At 67.4% G+C, this 18,688-nt stretch carries 20 protein-coding genes; 5 read left to right on the top strand and 15 right to left on the bottom strand.

All coding sequences use genetic code 11. The features are described 5' to 3' along the window. Positions 1 to 4: 4 nt before the first annotated feature. Both ACFWZ1_RS06210 and ACFWZ1_RS06205 read right to left on the bottom strand, forming a co-directional pair. Positions 5 to 1,009 carry an N-acetylornithine carbamoyltransferase gene (locus ACFWZ1_RS06210; RefSeq protein ID WP_231324699.1) on the bottom strand — a complete coding sequence of 335 codons (1,005 nt, stop codon included), beginning with the start codon at positions 1,007 to 1,009 and terminating at the stop codon, positions 5 to 7. Positions 1,010 to 1,432: 423 nt separating this feature from the next. Continuing rightward, complete coding sequence (locus ACFWZ1_RS06205) at positions 1,433 to 1,969, bottom strand: glycine zipper 2TM domain-containing protein (protein ID WP_231324697.1); 537 nt, start codon at positions 1,967 to 1,969, stop codon at positions 1,433 to 1,435. A 243-nt stretch (positions 1,970 to 2,212) separates the two neighbouring features. Here ACFWZ1_RS06205 and cysS point away from each other — a divergent pair, with 243 nt between their 5' ends. Beyond that, complete coding sequence (cysS, locus tag ACFWZ1_RS06200) at positions 2,213 to 3,580, top strand: cysteine--tRNA ligase (RefSeq protein ID WP_439665783.1); 1,368 nt, start codon at positions 2,213 to 2,215, stop codon at positions 3,578 to 3,580. Between the two features lie 128 nt (positions 3,581 to 3,708). After that, positions 3,709 to 4,137 (top strand): SufE family protein, encoded by a 429-nt coding sequence (locus ACFWZ1_RS06195; RefSeq protein WP_439665782.1) that lies wholly within the window; start codon positions 3,709 to 3,711, stop codon positions 4,135 to 4,137. A 133-nt stretch (positions 4,138 to 4,270) separates the two neighbouring features. Here ACFWZ1_RS06195 and dksA read toward each other — a convergent pair whose 3' ends face one another. Further along, positions 4,271 to 5,509, bottom strand: coding sequence for an RNA polymerase-binding protein DksA (dksA, locus tag ACFWZ1_RS06190; RefSeq protein ID WP_439665781.1), 1,239 nt, complete (start codon positions 5,507 to 5,509; stop codon positions 4,271 to 4,273). Positions 5,510 to 5,632: 123 nt separating this feature from the next. Between dksA and yidD the strand changes: the two genes are divergently transcribed. Continuing rightward, positions 5,633 to 5,884, top strand: a complete 252-nt coding sequence (gene yidD, locus ACFWZ1_RS06185; protein ID WP_439666876.1) for a membrane protein insertion efficiency factor YidD — start codon at positions 5,633 to 5,635, stop codon at positions 5,882 to 5,884. 119 nt (positions 5,885 to 6,003) lie between these two features. On the opposite strand, the gene folE2 is transcribed toward yidD, so the two are convergent. From folE2 to efp, 7 genes are all read right to left on the bottom strand, one after another. Beyond that, positions 6,004 to 6,951 (bottom strand): GTP cyclohydrolase FolE2, encoded by a 948-nt coding sequence (gene folE2 / locus ACFWZ1_RS06180; RefSeq protein ID WP_231324689.1) that lies wholly within the window; start codon positions 6,949 to 6,951, stop codon positions 6,004 to 6,006. Positions 6,952 to 7,072: 121 nt separating this feature from the next. After that, complete coding sequence (locus tag ACFWZ1_RS06175; RefSeq protein ID WP_439666875.1) at positions 7,073 to 7,921, bottom strand: squalene/phytoene synthase family protein; 849 nt, start codon at positions 7,919 to 7,921, stop codon at positions 7,073 to 7,075. Next, positions 7,921 to 8,601, bottom strand: coding sequence for a phosphoglycolate phosphatase (gene gph / locus ACFWZ1_RS06170; protein WP_231324685.1), 681 nt, complete (start codon positions 8,599 to 8,601; stop codon positions 7,921 to 7,923). Before gph ends, ACFWZ1_RS06175 begins: the two co-directional genes overlap by 1 nt. Further along, positions 8,598 to 9,308: a bifunctional 2-polyprenyl-6-hydroxyphenol methylase/3-demethylubiquinol 3-O-methyltransferase UbiG gene (gene ubiG / locus ACFWZ1_RS06165; protein ID WP_439665780.1), complete on the bottom strand. Its 711-nt coding sequence runs from the start codon at positions 9,306 to 9,308 to the stop codon at positions 8,598 to 8,600. The genes gph and ubiG overlap by 4 nt, the downstream gene beginning before the upstream one ends. Positions 9,309 to 9,353: 45 nt before the next feature. Next, a complete protein-coding gene (locus ACFWZ1_RS06160; RefSeq protein ID WP_439665779.1) occupies positions 9,354 to 9,608 on the bottom strand; it encodes a YciI family protein in 255 nt (84 codons plus the stop codon). An 8-nt stretch (positions 9,609 to 9,616) separates the two neighbouring features. Next, the gene (locus ACFWZ1_RS06155) at positions 9,617 to 10,948 is read right to left on the bottom strand and encodes a TRZ/ATZ family hydrolase (protein WP_439665778.1); all 1,332 of its coding nucleotides are present in this window, start codon (positions 10,946 to 10,948) and stop codon (positions 9,617 to 9,619) included. A gap of 77 nt (positions 10,949 to 11,025) precedes the next feature. Continuing rightward, on the bottom strand, positions 11,026 to 11,595 hold the full coding sequence (efp, locus tag ACFWZ1_RS06150; RefSeq protein WP_231324677.1) for an elongation factor P: 570 nt from the start codon (positions 11,593 to 11,595) through the stop codon (positions 11,026 to 11,028). A gap of 87 nt (positions 11,596 to 11,682) precedes the next feature. On the opposite strand from efp, the gene epmB reads away from it, so the two are divergent. Beyond that, the gene (epmB, locus tag ACFWZ1_RS06145; RefSeq protein ID WP_439665777.1) at positions 11,683 to 12,693 is read left to right on the top strand and encodes an EF-P beta-lysylation protein EpmB; all 1,011 of its coding nucleotides are present in this window, start codon (positions 11,683 to 11,685) and stop codon (positions 12,691 to 12,693) included. Positions 12,694 to 12,869: 176 nt separating this feature from the next. Next, positions 12,870 to 14,909, top strand: coding sequence for an EAL domain-containing response regulator (locus ACFWZ1_RS06140; protein WP_231324673.1), 2,040 nt, complete (start codon positions 12,870 to 12,872; stop codon positions 14,907 to 14,909). A 202-nt stretch (positions 14,910 to 15,111) separates the two neighbouring features. Here ACFWZ1_RS06140 and rplS read toward each other — a convergent pair whose 3' ends face one another. From rplS to ffh, 5 genes are all read right to left on the bottom strand, one after another. After that, a complete protein-coding gene (gene rplS / locus ACFWZ1_RS06135) occupies positions 15,112 to 15,507 on the bottom strand; it encodes a 50S ribosomal protein L19 (protein WP_209621135.1) in 396 nt (131 codons plus the stop codon). A 25-nt stretch (positions 15,508 to 15,532) separates the two neighbouring features. Continuing rightward, entirely contained in the window at positions 15,533 to 16,315 is a 783-nt protein-coding gene (trmD, locus tag ACFWZ1_RS06130; protein ID WP_439665776.1) for a tRNA (guanosine(37)-N1)-methyltransferase TrmD, read from the bottom strand. Between the two features lie 15 nt (positions 16,316 to 16,330). Then, positions 16,331 to 16,846, bottom strand: a complete 516-nt coding sequence (gene rimM, locus ACFWZ1_RS06125; RefSeq protein ID WP_439665775.1) for a ribosome maturation factor RimM — start codon at positions 16,844 to 16,846, stop codon at positions 16,331 to 16,333. Positions 16,847 to 16,848: 2 nt separating this feature from the next. Next, positions 16,849 to 17,106, bottom strand: a complete 258-nt coding sequence (gene rpsP / locus ACFWZ1_RS06120) for a 30S ribosomal protein S16 (protein WP_231324668.1) — start codon at positions 17,104 to 17,106, stop codon at positions 16,849 to 16,851. Positions 17,107 to 17,261: 155 nt separating this feature from the next. Further along, positions 17,262 to 18,644, bottom strand: coding sequence for a signal recognition particle protein (ffh, locus tag ACFWZ1_RS06115; protein ID WP_231324666.1), 1,383 nt, complete (start codon positions 18,642 to 18,644; stop codon positions 17,262 to 17,264). Positions 18,645 to 18,688: the final 44 nt, after the last annotated feature.

The following is an 18,688-nucleotide window of genomic DNA, read 5'->3' as shown; positions in this document are numbered from 1 at the left end:
GCGGTCAGGAAGCAAGCAGCGAGGCCATTACGGCCTTCTGCACGTGCAGGCGGTTTTCGGCTTCGTCGATGGCGATGCAGTAGGGCGCATCCATCACCCCATCGGTCGCCTTGACGTTGCGGCGAAGCGGCAGGCAATGGCTGAACAGGCCGTTGTCGGTCAATGCCATCTTGGCCTCGTCCACCATGAAGTGCCGGTGTGCCTCGCGGATCGGTTTTTCCTGCTCCCAGCGGCCGAAGTACGGCAGCGCGCCCCAGCTCTTGGCGTAGACCACGTGGGCGCCGCGATAGGCTTCTTCGATGTCGTGGCTGACCTTCAGCGAGCCGCCGTTCTGCGCGGCGTTCTGGCGACCGGCCTCCATGTAGCGCTCGTCGAGCACGTACTCGGGCGTGGGGCACAGCAGGGTCACGTCCATGCCGAGCTTGGTCGCGATCAGCAGCGCCGAGTTCGCCACGGCGGTGTTGAGCGGCTTGGGGTGATAGGTCCAGGTCAGCACGTACTTGCGGTTCTGCAGGTCACCCAGGTGTTCTTTCAGCGCCAGCGCATGCGCCAGTTCCTGGCAGGGGTGGGTGATCGTTTCCATGTTGATCACCGGCACGGTGGCATAGCGGGCGAACGCCTTGATGACGCGGTCCTCGCGGTCCACCGACCAATCCTGGAACTTCGGGAAGGCGCGCACGGCGATCAGGTCGACGTAACGGCTGAGCACGCGCGCGACTTCGGCGATGTGTTCCTCCGCCTCGCCGTCCATCACGGTGCCCACCTCGAACTCGATCGGCCAGGCGTCCTTGCCCGGCGCAAGCACGATCGCGTGGCCGCCGAGATGGAACGCGCCCAGCTCGAAGCTGGTGCGCGTGCGCATCGAGGGATTGAAGAACAGGAGCGCGATGGACTTGCCGGCCAGCTGCTGGCCACGCGGCGATCGCTTGAAAGCGGCAGCCTGCTCCAGCAGGGCGTCGATCTCGGCGCGGCTGTAGTCCTGGGTCGTGAGGAAATGTCGAAGGGCCATCGGCGGGTGCCTCTTGTGAAGAGAGCGGCCATGGATGGCCGCTTTTTGCTTCTGCGCAGATGGACCTGCGCACAAGCAACTCGGGTCGGGGGCGACCGCGGCGGGCTTCCTGAAAACAAAAAACCCGGCGCGGTGGCCGGGTTTGTTCGTCGTTGCGCCAGTTGCGCGTGCAGCGACAGCCTACCCGGCCGGATGTCGGACCAGCGGTCGGCGCGCACGCGAGGTCATGCCAGCGGCCATACGGGCGCTGGTAAGCACGGTAGCGGTGTAGACGGCTGCGGACATGGTGGTTCCGGACAGGGGAGCCGGCATCATGCCGGCATTCGTGTGGCGGCGCAACAACTTTTTTTGGACGTCCATACAAACGGACGGCCAAAACGAAAACCGCCGCCCGGAGGCGGCGGCTTCGTGGCGCAGGGCCTGTTATTCGGCCGGGGCGACGCTCACGCGCACCCGCAGCCGCTCGCCCGGATCGTAGTTCAGTCGCGAGACGTAGACGTCGCCGTGGTAGCGGTATTCGACGTCGTAACCCATCAGGCGGCGCTGCTCGCTGACCGAGCTGACCTGGCGACAGCGGGTCACCGTGTCGTCGTACTCGCGCTCGCCGCGGCCGGCCACGCCGTGGCCAACGGCGCCACCGGCCACCGCGCCGGCGACCGTGGCCGCCTTGCGGCCGTCGCCCTTGCCGACGGTGTTGCCGAGCACGCCGCCGATCACCGCGCCAAGCACGGTGCCCGCGGTGGTGTTGCCGCCGCCTTCGCGACGCACCACGGGCTCGTCATAACACTCCTGCCGCGGCACTTCGCTACGGGCGACGCCGTACACCGGATCGACGCGCAATACGTCGGCCCAGCCGTAGTGGGTGTTTGCGTCGTCGCCTTCGGCATACCGCCCGTCCTGCGCTTGAACGGCGCCAGTGGCGAGAACGAGCGCGAGAACGGGGAGAAACATCTTGGTCATGGGACCTCCAGCATGGTCCGTAATGCGCTTCTGCGCGATTGTCATTGCAACAAATTCACGCTGAATCAACGCTTAGAGCACTCGGCGGATGACCGGCCGCACCGGGTCCGTTCAGGATCTGTCGGTTTCCTGAGCCCCCGGGTTCCCGGCTAGCCCGCCCTTCGCCCCTAGCCCCCCGGAGCGCGAGGAAGCTGAAAGCTGCCTGCTAAGATGCGCGGCTTGGCCGCGCCCCCGACACCTCCGATGCCGATCACGCTCTACAACAGCCTAACCCGCCGCACCGATCCCTTCGTGCCGCTCGATCCGCAGCGCGTGACGATGTATCTGTGCGGACCGACGGTTTACAACTACGTGCACATCGGCAACGCGCGCGGGCCGGTGGTGTTCGACGTGCTGGTGCGGCTGCTGCGGCGGCACTACCCGCGCGTGGTCTACGCCCGCAACATCACCGACGTGGACGACAAGATCAACGCCGCGGCGCTGGCCCAGGGCACGCCCATCGGCACGATCACCGACCGCTTCACCGCCGCCTACCGCGAGGACATGGCGGCGCTGGGCATCGCTCCGCCGGACCTCGAACCCCATGCGACAGCGCACATCGGCGAGATCATCGCGATGATCGAAGCCTTGATCGCCGGCGGCCATGCCTACGCAGCCGACGGCCACGTGCTGTTCGACGTCGGCACCTATGCGGCCTACGGGCAGCTCTCCGGCCGCGACACCGACGAGTTGATTGCCGGCGCACGCGTGGAAGTGGCGCCATACAAGAAGAATCCCGCGGATTTCGTGCTGTGGAAGCCCTCCACTCCCGAGCTTCCCGGCTGGGACAGCCCCTGGAGCCGCGGCCGCCCGGGCTGGCACATCGAGTGCTCGGCCATGAGCGCGGCGCACCTGGGCACGACGATCGACATCCATGCCGGCGGCGTGGATCTCACGTTCCCGCACCACGAGAACGAGATCGCCCAATCCACCTGCGCGCACGGTGGCGAAGTGTTCTCGCGCTGGTGGCTGCACAACGGCATGCTTACTTTCGACGGGCGCAAGATGTCCAAGTCGCTGGGCAACGTGCTGCTGGTGCACGAGCTGCTCAAGCGTCATCCGCCAGAGGCATTGCGCCTGCTGCTGCTGCGCGGTCACTACCGGCAGCCCCTGGACTGGTCAGATGCCGCGCTGGCGCAGGCGGTAAGCACGCTGGATGGCTGGTACCGCGTGCTGCGCGACCTGGCGCACGTGCCGGTGGCGGGCGAGTTGCCCGTCCCCGCGCGGGTGGAGGCAGCCCTTTGCGACGACCTCAACACCCCGCAGGCGCTCGCCGAGTTGGCGTTGCTTGCCGATGCCGCACGCCAGTCCGCGAGTGCCGGGGCCAAGGCCGCGCTGCTGGGTGGCGGCGCCCTGCTCGGCCTGCTGCAGGAGGACCCGGAGGCCTGGTTCAGGCGCGGGGACGAGGCGGTCGATGCGTCCCGTATCGAAGCCCTGCTCGAAGATCGCCGCACTGCCCGCGCGGCGCGCGACTTTGCCCGAGCCGACGCCATCCGCGACGAACTGACCGCCATGGGCGTGGTGATCGAGGACGGCGCGCAGGGCACGCGTTGGAGCATTTCAAAAAGCTAGCGGCTCTCCTCACGAGTCCGGCTGCGCGGCGATGCTTTTTTTGCGTCCATCCGGAACAAGGCATCGCGCTCAAGCGGACTCCTGCACGCGACCCTGCCCGTCGCGTCGCGCTGCGCGATAATGTCCGCATGAACACCACTACCCCCAGCGCCGCGCAGGCGCAGCTCGACATTGCCGAGGAATTCGCCTTCTTCAGCGACTGGTCCGAGCGCTACCAGTATCTGATCGACCTGGGCAAACAGCTGCCGCCCTTCCCGGAGGAGTGCAAGACCGAGGAGCACCGGGTGCACGGCTGCCAGTCGATGGTGTGGCTGGTCCCCGATGGCGACTCGGAGAAAATGCATTTCACCGCAACCAGCGATTCGGCCATCGTGTCCGGTCTGATCGCACTGGTGCTGCGCGTGTACTCGGATCGGCCGGCCGCAGAGATCCTCGCGACCGAGCCCGAGTTCGTTCAGTCGATCGGCCTGGCCAAGCATCTCTCTCCGACGCGTTCCAATGGCCTGACGGCGATGCTGGCCAAGCTCAAGGGTTACGCGGCGCAAGCGCAGGCCTGAACTTCCTGGAAGGCGCACCTGCGCGACAGGATGCGTGGCTGTCGCGCAGATGCGCTCCTACAAGGGAATGCTGCCTGCCTGAAACTCGAAGCCCCGCATTGCGCGGGGCTTCGTCTCGATCGGATCGATGACGTCAGTCGCCCATCTGCTTCTGCAGATGCTCGCGACGCTCCTGCGCGTCGAGCGACAGCGTGGCGATCGGGCGGGCGTCCAGGCGCTCCAGGCCGATTTCCTCGTCGGTCTCCTCGCAATAGCCGTAACGACCTTCCTCGATCCGGCGCAGGGCCTTGTCGATCTTGGAGATCAGCTTGCGATAGCGGTCGCGGGTGCGCAGCTCGAGCGAGTTTTCCGTTTCGCGGGTGGCACGCTCGGCCTCGTCACCGACGTCGCGCACTTCGTCGCGCAGGTTTTCCATCGTCTGGCGCGATTCCTCGACCAGCTGGTCGCGCCAGTCCCGCAACTTGTTGCGGAAGTAGGCGAGGTGCTTGGGGCTCATGTACTCCTCGTCGTTCGAGGGACGGTAACCCTTGGGCAGGTCGATGTTGATGGTGGAAGGCAGGGCGTAACGGCCATCCTCGCGGGTCACGCCATTGTCGAGAGTTGTAGCGGAATTATTCATTGAGGACTGCGGGGTCTTCTGTTTCTTGGGTGGGGTATGGCGGGCGGTGGCCGTGGCCACGCGTGGGGTCACCATGGCGACGGCACTCGCCACTTTGCCCTTCATGGGCGCAACGGCGGGTGATGGAGATGTTTGCCTGGTCGCGACCGCCGGTGTCGCCGGTCGCGCCGATGATGGCTTGCCCGGTTTTGCGGCGGGCTTGCTCACGATCTTGTACGGCTGCGGCGCAGCCGGTTTCGCGACTGCCTTCTTCGCAGGCGTTGCCACCGGCTTGGCAGGTGCCGCTTTCTTCGGGGCCACCTTGGCTGCCGGCTTCGCCATCTTCTTCGGCGCGGCCTTCGGCTGGGGCTTGACCGGCTTCCTGGCCGCGACCTTCGGTGCCGGCTTGGCCTTGGCGGCAGGCGTGGCCTTCTTCACCGCCGGAGCCGGCTTGCGCGCGGCGCTCTTGGCAGGTGTCTTGGCGGCAGGCGCCTTTTTGGCCGGAGCCTTCTTTGCCACGGCCTTGCTGGCCGGCTTGGCCGACGGCTTCGCGGCGGCCTTGCCGGCGACCGGCTTGCGCGCAACGGGCTTCTTCGCCGACGCCGCTTTGGCGGCCGGCTTGCGGGCGGGCGCGGCCTTCTTGGCGGTGGCAGCGCTCTTGCCGGCCCGGGCTGCGGCGACCTTGGGCTTGGTCGTCCTGGCTTCTTTCGCCTTTCCCGCAGTCTTCCCTTTCTGCGCCTTGGCGGCGGTCGAACTACGCGTCGTTTTCGCCATTTCCCTTCACCGTTTTGGCCGTGGCGGCCGGGTGTTATAGCCCATGCGTCTTACACCATCAACAGGCATCTGGAATACTTCAAGGCACTACATGCCGCGAGCCGTTCTGGCTGCGTGAACGAAGTGACCCGATTCCTGCTCCTCCTGCTTGGCGCTTACAAACGCTTGTTGAGCCCCCTGCTGGGTCAGCGTTGCCGCTTCCATCCCAGTTGTTCCGATTATGCACGGATTGCCATCGTGCGCTTCGGTCCTCTGCGCGGCAGCGTGCTGGCGCTGTGGCGCATCCTTCGCTGCCAGCCGCTGTGCGACGGTGGCGAAGACCCTGTTCCCGCGCATTTCCATTTGACCCGCTGCCGTCCCCCCGGGGAGCGCTGATGTAACGGATGGCCAGGGCGGCGGAGGAGCGTCGTCCGGATGCGGCGGATTGCCATTCGGGCATCCGGACCGCAAAAGGGGCCGCTGTCAATTTCCCCGAATGCGGGAAAAGGATCCGATTACGCGGCGGAGCCGTAGCCGCCCGGCACGCCTTTGCTGGCGTAGGCCACCGCGTCATGCGGGTGCAGGCTTTCCTGGTGTTCCAGCCGCACGTGGAAGTCGGCGATGCGCGGGTCGGCATCCAGCGCTTTCTGGATCCGCCGTGCGGCGTCCTCGCAGAACATCAGGTTGCCGCCGTTGGCCAGCGCGAAGGCCTGTTCATCCTCGCGCTTGACTGCCGTCTGCACCGGCGTGCCCAGCGCCCGTTCGACGCGATCGAGTGTGGAGATCAGGTCGAAGCCGACGCCGTCGGCCAGGCGCACCAGCAGCCGCGCGACGCTGCGTTGCGCATGCGGCGTGGCGACGATGCCCTGCTCGCTGCCCAGCCAGGCCATGACGGCCGCATGGTCGACCGGCCTGGAGGCATCGAAATCCCGCGAGAACTGCTCCTGGATGAGCTGCCGCGACAGCGCAGCCGATGCCGGACAGGTGGAGGAATAGACCACCTCGGTGCCGAGTTCGAGCTGGAAACCGTCGGCGCCCAGACTCGCCTCGATCGACACCGGGTAGGCACGCCAGCCGCTGTTGCCGCTGCGCAAGGCCTCCCGACGCACCAGATGGTCGAAGCGGATACTGATGCGGGCGCGGTCGGAAAGATCCCTGTGGGATTCGAGGAACGCCTGCAGCAGCGCCTCGATCATCGCCGCATCCAGGGGCTTGGCGCTGAGGTGCCTGTCGACCAGCAGATAGAGCCGCGACATGTGGATGCCACGCTTGTCCGGCCGGGTCAGGTTGACGAACGCGCCCACCTGCGCACTGGCGCGCTCCACATTGCCGTCGCCGGCATCGAAGCGCACCGGTACCTCGATGCCGTCCATGCCCACCCAGTCCAGCGCCCCGGCCAGGTGCGGCTGCGCCTGGCCAGCGACGTCGGGCAACAGGCGGGCGGTGTTTTCGTGGCTGTGCATGGGATGTCCTTGCGGCAGGCGGGGGCCGTGCGGCTTTCTATTTTGGGGCAGCGCGCGCGGGGGCAACAGGCATGCTGCGGAAACACTGTGTTGAGTGCCTGGCCACTTGCCCGCGGTTTGGTCAGGCGGCATTCCCGCGGCGCCAGCGCCGCGCGGCCTGCCAGGCCGCCAGGGTCGTCGCCAGGCCACCGGACGGACGCGCGTGCTGCAGGACCTGCAGCGGCTCGGCGGCGCCGGCCGCGCGCCGCGCCAGGCGCTCGCCCGCATGCGATTCGACGGCGCGGAATACGCTGAGCGGCCCCGCCAGCCGCGACGCCTCGCGCCAGGCGGCCGTGAGCTCCTCCAGCTGGCCGCGCACGGCCGCGTTGCGCGCGGCGCCGGCACGTCGCAGCTCGTCGCGTCGCAGGCCATGGCGGGCCAGCGACGTCATCGGCAGCGGCAGGCGGTCGCGTTCGGCATCGTCATCCAGCCGGCGCAGCGCGTGCAGCAGGTGAGCGATCGCGGCCACCCGCGCGGCGCGCTCGGGCGAGGCCGATTCGCCGAACCACCAGGCGGTCTCGAGCGCGGCCAACGCACCGTGCAGCTGCGAAGCGGCCGCCAGTTGGGCGCCGAAGTCGGCCGCGGTGCCCTCTTCCAACTGGGCCATGGCCGCGACCACCGGCGCCAGCCAGCGCTCGCTGTCGATGCGGCCGCTGCGTTCATCGTCGAACAGCACCTGGGTCAGCGGATGACGGCCGCCGTTTTGCGCGGCGCCAGCCAGCTCCTCCGCCCACCAGTTGAGTTTGGTGGCGGCCACGTGCGGCTCGCGGATGCCGTAGGCGGCGGCAAGCAGTTCCTGCTCCAGCGCGGCAAGCGCGATGTGGCCGGCGTGGCGCGCGGGATCGACGAACGCGAGCGCCACACGCTGGGCCGGCTGGGCCGCGAGCCATTTGTTGACGTAGCTCTGCAGGGCATCGTGGCCGACCTCCATCACGCCACCGCCTGCCCGCGGCGCAACCAGAGGGCGAACTGGGCGGGCGTGTCGAGCACGGCGTCGGCATGCCATTCGCGCGGATCGCCGCCGTCGAGGTAGCCCCAGGCCACGGCCACGGTGTACAGGCCGGCGGCGGCGCCGGCCATGACGTCGCGGCGGTCGTCGCCCACGAACAGGCTGCGGGCTGGGTCGATGCCGGCGCGCTCGCAGGCCAGGCGCACGGGCGCCGGGTCGGGTTTTTTTACCGGCAAGGTGTCACCGCTGACCACCGCCGCGGCGCGGCCGTCCCAGCCGATCCGCTTGAGCAACTCTTCGGTGAGGAAGCCAGCCTTGTTGGTCACGATGCCCCAACGCACGCCGGCCGCCTCCAGTTGGGCGAGCATCGGTTCGATGCCCTCGAACGGGTGCGTCGCCGTGCCCATGACTTGTTCGTACAGCGCCAGGTAGCGCTCCACGCGCGCCTCCACCGCGGGCTCGCCCAGATGGCCGAAGGCGCAACGCAACACCGCCTTCGCGCCCCGCGAAACTACCTCGCGCACCGGCGCGTAGGGCGGCACAGGAACGCCTTCTTCCTTGCACTGTCGCTCCAGCGCGGCGTACAGGTCCGGTGCGCTGTCCAGCAGCGTGCCGTCGAGATCGAACAGCACGCCTTCGAGCGTTGGCGGAAACGACTTCATGCCGGCTTGCGCGCGCACAGCAGATAGTTGACCGCGGTAATGCGGCTCAACGAAGCCTTGCGCGTGATCGGGTTGTAGGCCAGGCCGGAAACGTCTTCCAGCTCAAGCCCGGCATGACGGACCAGGCGGCCGAGCTCGGAGGGTTTGAGGAACTGCGCATAGTGATGGGTGCCGCGAGGCAGCAGGCGCATCACGTACTCGGCCCCGAGGATCGCCGCGCCGAAGGCGGCCGGCGTGCGATTGAGCGTGGACATGAACAGGCGTGCGCCCGGCTTCAGCAGCGCGGCCAGATCGTTCACCAGCGCTTCGGGATCGGGCACGTGCTCGATCAGCTCCATGCAGCAGACCGCATCGAAGCTGGACGGTTCGCTGGCAGCCAGGGCCGCGGAAGACTGAACCCGATAGTCGACTTGCAGCTCCGACTCGAACAAGTGCAGCTTCGCCACCTCGATCACCTTCTCGCCGAGGTCGATGCCGGTCACCTTCGCGCCCTCGCGCGCCAGCGCCTCGCTGAGCAGGCCACCGCCGCAGCCGACGTCGGCCACCTTCGCGCTGCGCAGGTCCGCGCGGGCGGCAACGTAGGCGGCACGCACGGGGTTGAGGTCATGCAGCGGGCGCGATTCGCCGTCGGGGTCCCACCAACGGGCGGCCAGCTTGTCGAAGCGGGCGATTTCGTCGGGGCTGACGTTGACGGTGGTTTCGGTCATGGAAGCAGTCCTTTCAAAACGCAGGCTTCTTGAAGGAGCGGATGGCTAGCGGGCCTGCCATTCGTACACTGTGACGTCCCAACCGCCGCTGACGTGGGTCGGGTCCCGATGGGCGATCGCACGTGCCTCCTCCAGGCCTGCCGCGCGCAGCAGGTAGGCGCCGCCGGACTTGTCGCCGAACGGGCCCGAGCGTTCCACGCGTCCCTCCGCGCGCAGTTCGTCGAGGAAACACTGGTGCGCGGGCACTACCGCGGGGTCGAACTGCGGGCGGCGCATGACCAGGACGAGATAAAGATTCATGGACGTCCTTACGAGAACGCGGCGATGCGCTCGCGCCAGGCGTGCGCCTTGGCCAGGATCGCCCCCGGATCGAGGTCGACCAGTTCACGCGCGGCCAGCTTGCGGCGGCCGGCGATCCACACGTCGGTCACCTGGTGCCGGCCGGCCGCGTAGGCCAGTTGCGAGGCGACGTGGAACAGCGGCTGTGTTTCGATGTCGCTCAGCCGCACCGCCGCAAGGTCGGCCTGCTTGCCCGGCTCGATCGAGCCGATGCGGCTGTCCAAGCCCATCGCCCTGGCGCCATTGAGCGTGGCCGCGCGCAGCGCGAAGGCGGCGTCGAACGCAGCGGCATCCGAAGCGACCGCCTTGGCCAGGATCGCCGCGGTGCGCAGTTCGCCGATCATGTCCAGGTCGTTGTTCGAGGCGCAACCGTCGGTGCCGATCGCCACGTTGACGCCGGCCCGGCGCAGCTTTTCCGCGGGACAGAAGCCGGAGGCGAGCTTGAGGTTGGACTCGGGGCAATGCACCACCGATACGCCGGCCTCGGCGCAGGCGGTGATTTCGCCGTCCGTCAGCTGGGTCATGTGCACCGCGATCAGGCGGTCGTTGACCAGGCCGAGCTTCTGCAGGCGCTGGAACGGGCGCAGGCCGGACTTCTTCTTCTCTTCCTCGACCTCGTGGGCCGTCTCGTGCAGGTGCAGGTGGACCGGAATGTCGAGCTGGTCGGCAAGCACGCGGATGCGCGCGAAGCTCTCGTCGGACACGGTGTAGGGCGCATGCGGCGCGAACGCCGTGCCGACCAGGCCGTCGCCGCGGAAGCTGTCGTGCACTTCACCCGCGCGCTCGAAGTATTCGTCCTGGCTCTTGGCCCAGGCGGTCGGGAACTCGATCACCGGCAGACCAACCACGGCGCGGAAGCCGAGCCGCCGGTAGGTCGCGCCGATCACGTCGGGGAAGAAGTAGTTCTCGTTGGCGCAGGTGGTGCCGCCGCGCAGCATCTCGGCCACCGCCAGCTCCACGCCGTCGCGCACGAACTCCGGCCCGATCACCTTCGCTTCTGCCGGCCAGATGTGCTGCTGCAGCCAGGTCATCAGCGGCAGGTCGTCGGCCAGGCCGCGCAGCAGCGTCATCGGATTGTGCGTGTGGGTGTTGACCAGGCCGGGGATCAGCGCGTGCTCGGACAGCTCCATCCGCTCGCGCGGCGCGTAGAGCCCGCGCGCCTGGGCGATCGGCAGAATCGCCTTGATCTGCCCACCGTCAATTGCCACCGCATGGTTGTCCAGCACCACGGCGTGCGGCTCCACGGGAACCACCCAGCGCGCTTCGATGAGGAGGTCGATCTCGGTGGTGGCTTCGGTCATCGCGGTCTCGTGTAACGGTGGAACGAAAACGGCACGGCGCCTGCGCTGCCGTGCCGTCGGTTTGCTGCTGCCGGCGCTTACTTGCCGACGCGGCTGACGTATTCGCCGGTGCGGGTGTCGACCTTGATCACCTCGTCGGTGCCCACGAACAGCGGCACGCGCACCACGGCGCCGGTCTCGAGCGTGGCCGGCTTGCCGCCGCCGCCGGAGGTGTCGCCACGGACGCCCGGATCGGTCTCGGTGATCTTCAGCTCGACGAAATTCGGCGGCTGCACGGTGATGATCTCGCCGTTGAACAGCGTGACCACGCACTCTTCCTCGCCCTTGAGCCACTTCGCCGCATCGCCCACGCCCGCCTTGGTGGCCTGGTGCTGCTCGAAGGTTTCCTGCTGCATGAAGTGCCAGAACTCGCCGTCGGAGTACAGGTACTGCATGTCGGTATCGTTGACGTCGGCGACTTCGAACGAATCGGACGACTTCATCGTCTGCTCGGTGGTGCGGCCGGTCTTCAGATTGCGGATGAAGATGCGGGTGAACGCCTGGCCCTTGCCGGGCTTGATGAAGTCGGCGTCGGTGATGACCCACGGATCATTGTTGTGAAGGATCTTCATACCCTTCTTGACGTCGTTGAGACCGGCGGTCGCCATGCGCTTTCTGCTCCAGAGGTAAACACCGCCGTTCCGGCGGCTAAAATAGGTATTTGCACGGGCCGCAGGCCCGCTTCAAGGCCCGCCATGATAACCGCAAGCCCCGCTCCCCGCCTATCGCCGACCGCGCCCGACTGGCGCGAGCTGTGGCGGGATGCCATCACCGACGCAGGCGAACTGCTTGCCGCCGTGGGGCTCGCGCACCTGGCCGATCGGCTGCCTCCGGCCGATGCCGGCTTCGCATTGCGGGTGCCGCGCGGCTTCGTGGCGCGCATGCGCCGGGGCGATCCCGGCGACCCCCTGCTGCTGCAGGTATTGCCGCAGCTGGCCGAACTCGAGCAGGTGCCGGGTTTCGTGATCGACGCGGTGGGGGATCTGGCCGCCCGGGAAGCGCAGGGCGTGCTGCACAAGTACCACGGCCGCGCGTTGCTGATCGCCAGCGGCAGCTGCGCGGTGAACTGCCGCTACTGCTTCCGCCGGCATTTTCCCTATGGCGAGGAAATCGCCGCTGCCGGGCAGTGGCGGCAGGCGCTGGCGCACCTCCAGGCCGATCCGTCGATCAGCGAACTGATCCTGTCCGGTGGCGACCCGCTCGCCTTGTCCACCTCCAAGCTGGAGGAACTCGGGCGCGGCCTGGCCGACCTGCCCCAGGTCACCCGCCTGCGCATCCACACGCGCCTGCCGGTGGTACTGCCCGAGCGCATCGACGCCTCCTTCCTGGCATGGCTGGACGCCTTGCCGTTGCAGAAGGTCATCGTGCTGCACGCCAACCACGCCAACGAATTCGACCCGACCGTGGATGCCGCCTCCGCCGCCCTGCGCCAGGCCGGCGCCACTCTGCTCAACCAGTCGGTACTGCTGCGCGGGATCAACGACGACGCGGACACCCTGGCGCTGCTGTCGGAGCGCCTGTTCGCCGCGGGCGTGCTTCCCTATTACCTGCACCAGCTCGATCGCGTGCAGGGCGCCGCCCACTTCGAGGTGGATGACGCGCGGGCCTTGGGCCTGGTCGAGACGCTGCGCCAGCGCCTGCCCGGCTATCTCGTGCCGCGGCTGGTGCGCGAAGTCGCCGGGGACGCGTCCAAACGCCCGCTGTAACCGGATACGCCATCAGGTGAGGCGGGCGTTGCCTTTGTGCGACTTGCCGCTGGCGCTATGTGAGCGAATCCGTTACAAACCCGGGATGAAGGTGAGCGGCTGGAACCGCTCGCCCTTCCGGTCGCGGCGAGGGGCGCCTGCGACCCAGCCGATCCAGGGGCAGCCGCCAGGGCTCAATGAAAAAAGACTCCGTCATCAAGATCCTCTTCGTCGAGAAATCGGTCGAGGACGCCGAACAGATCATCAGCCTGTTGCGCAACGCCGGCATCGCGGTGCGTCCGGCACGGGCAACCCAGACCGACCAGGTACAGGCGGCGCTGGACGAGCTGGAGCCCGATATCGTGCTGTTCGACCCGGCCGCGGGCATGGAGCTGCGCGAGGTGGCCCATCTGCTCGACGTGCACGGCCGCGACGTCGCGCTGCTGGCCCTGGTCAACCAGCTCGACACCCAGAGCGTGGCCGAGATGTTCGCCGGCGGCGTGCGCGGGACCGCGCTGCGCACCCAGCCCAAGCAGCTGATCGCGGTATTGCAGCGCGAGTTCGAGGCGTTGCACACGCGCCGCCAGGTGCGCCTGCTGGAGGCCGCGCTGCGCGAATCCGAGCGGCGCTGCGACGCCCTGCTCGACTCTTCCACCGACCCCATCGCCTATGTGCACGAAGGCATGCACGTGCGCGCCAACCGTGCCTATCTGGAAACCTTCGGCTACGAGGACTTCGACGACCTGCTCGGCCTGCCCGTGCTGGACATGATCGGCACCGCCGACGCCGAGGCCTTTAAGAACCTCCTGCGCGCCCACTCGCGCAAGGAGAAGGCATCCAACCAGGTCGAGCTGCAGGCCCGTCGCGCCGACGCCAGCACCTTCAAGGCCACGGTCGAATTCGCCGGCGCCACGTTCGAGGGCGAACCCTGCCTGCAGATCGTGTTCCGCCGCCAGCAGGTCGACCCTGCGCTGATCGAGCAATTGCAGCGCGATGCGGTGACCGGCCTGTTCAATCGCGCCCGCACGCTCGAGTACATCGACGAGTCGGTTGCCGCCGCGGCCAAGGGCAAGAAGGGCCAGACGCTGCTCCTGATCGAACCGGACAACTGGCAGACCATCGTGGCCGGCATCGGCCTGGGCCAGGCCGATGAGCTGCTCGCCGCGTTCGCGGGCCGTATCAGCGCATTGCTGGGCGAGACCGACATGGCCGGCCTGCTGGCCGAGCACACCATCGGCGTGATGCTGGACTCGCGCAGCGACGAGGCGATCAAGCAATGGATCGACGGCGTGCTGCAGGCCGTTGCCAGCGACATCTTCGACGCGGGCACCCGTTCGATCACGGTTACCGCGAGCATCGGCGGCAGCCTGCTGGGCGAGAAGAACGCCAATGCCGAGCTGCTGCTCAACCAGGCCAGCCAGGCGCTGCGCAACGCGCACAGCCAGGGCGGCGGCCGCAGCGAACTGCACGACCCGGCCGCCCGCGAGAAGGCCGAGGAGGAGCGCGAGCGCTACTGGCTGCAGCTGCTCAAGCAGGCGCTGGAGCAGGACAACTTCGTGCTCTACCACCAGCACACGATCAGCTTGCAGGACGCCGAGGGCGAGTACTCCGAGGTGCTGCTACGCATGAACGGGCCGCAGGGCGAGGTCCTGCCCGGCTTCTTCATGCCGATCGCCGAAAAGCACGCCCTGACGCCGGCGATCGATCGCTGGGTGCTCAACCGCGCCATCGAGATGCTCAAGTCTCGCGACGGTCAGGGCGTACAGACGACCTTCTTCGTCAAGCTCACGGCGCAATCGATGCAAGACCCCACGTTCCTGCCCTGGCTGGAAGACCGGCTCAAACGGGCCGCGCTACGCCAGGGCCAGATCGTGCTGGAGATGACCGAGAGCAAGGTGGTGACCCTGCTGCGTCCCGCGCAGGAGTTCATCACCCGCTGGAAGAAGATGGGCGGACGGTTCGCGCTCGAACAGTTCGGCTCGGGCCTGAACTCGTTCCAGCTGCTGACCCACATCGATGCGGACTACCTGAAGATCGACCGCACCTACATGAACCAGTTGCCGCAGCATCCCGAGAACCAGAAGAAGATCGGGGAGATCTGCGTGCAGGCCCACGAAGCGAAGCGCCTGACCGTGGCCGAGTGGGTCGAGGACGCAACCAGCACCTCGCTGCTGTTCGCCTGCGGCGTGGATTTCGTGCAGGGCAATTTCCTGCAGGAGCCGCAGCGGCTGATGTAGCCGGCCACAGATTCGGCCACGGTAGAGCGCCCTCGGCGCGACCGCGATGCAGGCGGGAGAAACACTCCCGTCATGCCGCGCCCAGGGCGCTCCTACAGCGGCGCATTACGGGCCCGCACGCATGGCAATCGATGGCGTTGAACGCAAAAAGCCCCGCGGATCGCTCCGCGGGGCTTTCGTCGCCAGACAAATCCGGCTGCGCTTACTCGGCGGCAGCAGCGGCCTTGGCGGCAGCCTTGGCGGCCGACACGGCGGCGATGTCTTCCTTGATGCGGGCAGCCTTGCCTTCCAGGCCACGCAGGAAGTACAGCTTGGCGCCACGCACCTTGCCCTTGCGCTTGACCTGCACCGAATCGATCGCCGGGCTGTGCGCCTGAAACACGCGCTCCACACCGGTGCCGTGCGAGATCTTGCGCACGGTGAAGGCCGAATGCAGGCCGCGGCTGCGCTTGGCGATGACGATACCCTCGAAGGCCTGCACGCGTTCGCGGTTGCCTTCCTTCACCTTGACGTTGACCACCACGGTGTCGCCGGGGCCGAATTCCGGCAGCTGGCGGGTGATCTGCTCGGCTTCGAACTGTTCGATGATCTTGTTCATGGCAACACCTGATTGAAATTTGCAATTACTGCGGCTTGACGGCCGCTTCGTCGTGCCGCTGCTGCTCCTGTCGAGCATGCTCGCGGCGGAATTCTTCGAGCAATGCGCGGGACGTCTTGTCCAGCGCGCATTGCGCCAAAAGGTCGGGCCTTCGCAGCCAGGTCCGTCCCAGCGACTGCTTCAGGCGCCAACGGCGGATCGCCGCGTGGTCGCCGGAGAGCAATACCTCCGGGACGTCACCGAGTGCGTCATGCACCGGCTTCGCGTAGTGGGGACAGTCGAGCAACCCGTTCGAGAACGAATCCTGCTCGGCGGACTGCGCGTCATTCAACGCACCCTCCTGCAACCGGCCTACCGCGTCGATGATCACCGCGGCGCCCAGCTCGCCCCCGGACAGCACATAATCGCCGATGGAAAGCTCCTCGTCGACCTCGCGCGCCAGCAGGCGTTCGTCCACACCCTCGTAACGCCCGCAGAGCAAGGCGATGCGCGGCAATTTCGCCAGCGCTTCCACCCTGCCCTGCGTCAGCCGCGCTCCCTGCGGACTGAGGTAAATCACGTGCGCCGGCTCCGGCGCCGCCTCGCGCATGGCCTTCATGGCCGCCCGCAAGGGCTCGATCAACATCACCATCCCGGGTCCGCCGCCGCAGGTGCGGCCGTCCACGGTTCGGTAATTGTCGGTGGCGTAGTCGCGCGGGTTCCAGGTTTCCACCTGCAGCAACTGGCGCTGCTGCGCGCGTCCCACGACGCCGACGGCGGCGCACTGGCGCATGAAGTCGGGAAACAACGTGACGACATCGATGCGCATCGGATCCCTCGCTTGCTAGAACTCCGGATCCCAGTCCACCACCATGCGCCCGCCGGACAAGTCCACCGAACGCACGTAACTCCCCTGGATGAAAGGCACCAGCCGCTCGCGCGTGCCGTCCCTCACCACCACCACGTCGTTGGCGCCAGTGGCGAACAGGTGGCTGACCCGTCCGAGCACGACGCCCTCGGTGGTGACGACCTCCAGACCTTCGAGGTCGACCCAGTAGTACTCGTCCTTGCCGGGCGGTGGCAGCAGCTCTCGGGCGACGTAGATGTCCTGCCCGACCAGCGCGGCCGCCGCATCGCGGTCATCCACTCCCGGCAACTGGCAAACCAGCCCCTTGCCCTGCGGATGTCCCTTGATCCCGGCGATTTCCCTGACCTCGCCCGGCGCCTTTTCGAGCAGCCAGGGCTGGTACTTGAAGATCTGCGTGCGCGGTTCGGTCCAGGATTCGATCTTGAGCCCACCCTGCACGCCGTGCAGCCCGACGATGCGTCCGACCAGGACGCGCCGACCGGCTGCGGCCATGCTTAGGCAGCAGCCTGCTGCTTGCCGGCTTCCTTGAGCAGAGCGGCGACCTTGTCGGTCAGCTGGGCACCCTTGCCCATCCACTCGTTGACGCGCTCGACGTTGAGCTCCAGGCGCTTGTCCTTGCCGGACGCGACCGGGTTGTAGAAGCCCACGTTCTCGATGCTGCGACCGTCACGCTTGTTGCGCTGGTCGGTGACAACGACGTGGTAGAAGGGACGGCCCTTGGCGCCGCCGCGCGAAAGACGAATCTTGACCATAAGTAAAAGCTCCAGAGGTGCCGGCTGTGCCGGCAGCACGCACGGGATCCGCGCGCGGTAAACGCGGCATTTTAGTGGATTTTCGGTAAAAGGGAAGACCTTGGCGATGCCGCAACCGTCGGGCGCTGCGCCCTTCGCCCAGGTTAGGACAAGGCTCAGCGCATCGGCGGGAAGCCGCCGCCCATCCCGCCCATGCCCTTCATGGCCCCGCGCATCTGCCGCAGCAGGCCCTTGGTGCCGCCCTTGGAGAGCTTGGACATCATCTTTTCCATCTGCATGTACTGCTTGAGCAGGCGGTTGACGTCGGCCGGCTGGGTGCCCGAACCGCGCGCCACGCGGGCACGGCGCGAACCGTTGAGCAGGTCGGGGTGGCGACGTTCCTTCTTGGTCATCGAACCGATGATCGCGACCATGCGCTTGATCTCGTTGTCGTTGACCTTCGACTTCACGTTGTCCGGCAGGTTGGCCACGCCCGGCAGCTTGTCCATCAGGCCGGCCAAGCCGCCCATGTTGTTCATCTGCTCGAGCTGGTCGCGCATGTCGTTGAGGTCGAAGCGCTTGCCCTTCATCACCTTCTGGGCGAGCTGCTGCGCCTTCTCCTGGTCGACCTTGCGCTCGACTTCCTCGACCAGCGAAAGCACGTCACCCATGCCGAGGATGCGCTGCGCCACGCGATCGGGGTGGAAGGGCTCCAGCGCATCGGTCTTCTCGCCGGCGCCCAGGAACTTGATCGGACGTCCGGTGATGTAGCGCACCGACAGCGCGGCGCCGCCACGGGCGTCGCCGTCGGTCTTGGTCAGTACCACGCCGGTCAGCGGCAGCGCCTCGCTGAACGCTTTCGCAGTGGTGGCCGCGTCCTGGCCGGTCATCGAATCGACCACGAACAGCGTTTCGACCGGCGTGATCGCGGCATGCAGCGCCTTGATCTCGCCCATCATCGCTTCGTCGATGTGCAGGCGGCCGGCAGTGTCGACCAGCAGCACGTCGACTACCTCGCGGCGGGCCGCGGCGATCGCGGCCTTGGCGATGTCGACCGGGTTCTGTCCCGCCTCGGACGGGAAGAACTTCACGCCGACCTGCTCGGCCAGCGTGCGCAGCTGCTCGATGGCGGCCGGACGATAGACGTCGCAGCTGACCACCATCACCTTCTTTTTCTTGCGTTCGGTGAGGAAGCGGGCGAGCTTGGCCACCGTGGTGGTCTTGCCCGCGCCCTGCAGGCCGGCCATCAGCACTACCGCGGGCGGCTGCTGTGCAAGGCTGAGTTCGGCGTTGGCCGTGCCCATCAGCTTGGTCAGCTCGTCGCTGACCACCTTTACCAACGCCTGGCCCGGCGACAGGCTCTTGAGCACTTCCTGGCCGACCGCGCGCACCTTCACCCGCTCGATCAGCGCCTGCACCACCGGCAGCGCGACGTCCGCCTCCAGCAGCGCGATGCGCACCTCGCGCAGGGACTCGCGGATGTTTTCCTCGGTCAGCCGACCGCGACCGCGCAGGCGGTTGACGGTCGTGGAGAGGCGTTGGCTCAGCGACTCGAACATGGCGGGCTACGGCATCGGCAGGAACAAGCGGGCCAATATATCAG

It is taken from the genome of Frateuria sp. GZRe14 (assembly GCF_051900395.1).
Lineage (GTDB): Bacteria > Pseudomonadota > Gammaproteobacteria > Xanthomonadales > Rhodanobacteraceae > Frateuria_A > Frateuria_A edaphi.
Note: the sequence above shows the minus strand (reverse complement) of the source record. Positions and strands in the feature narration are given on the sequence as shown.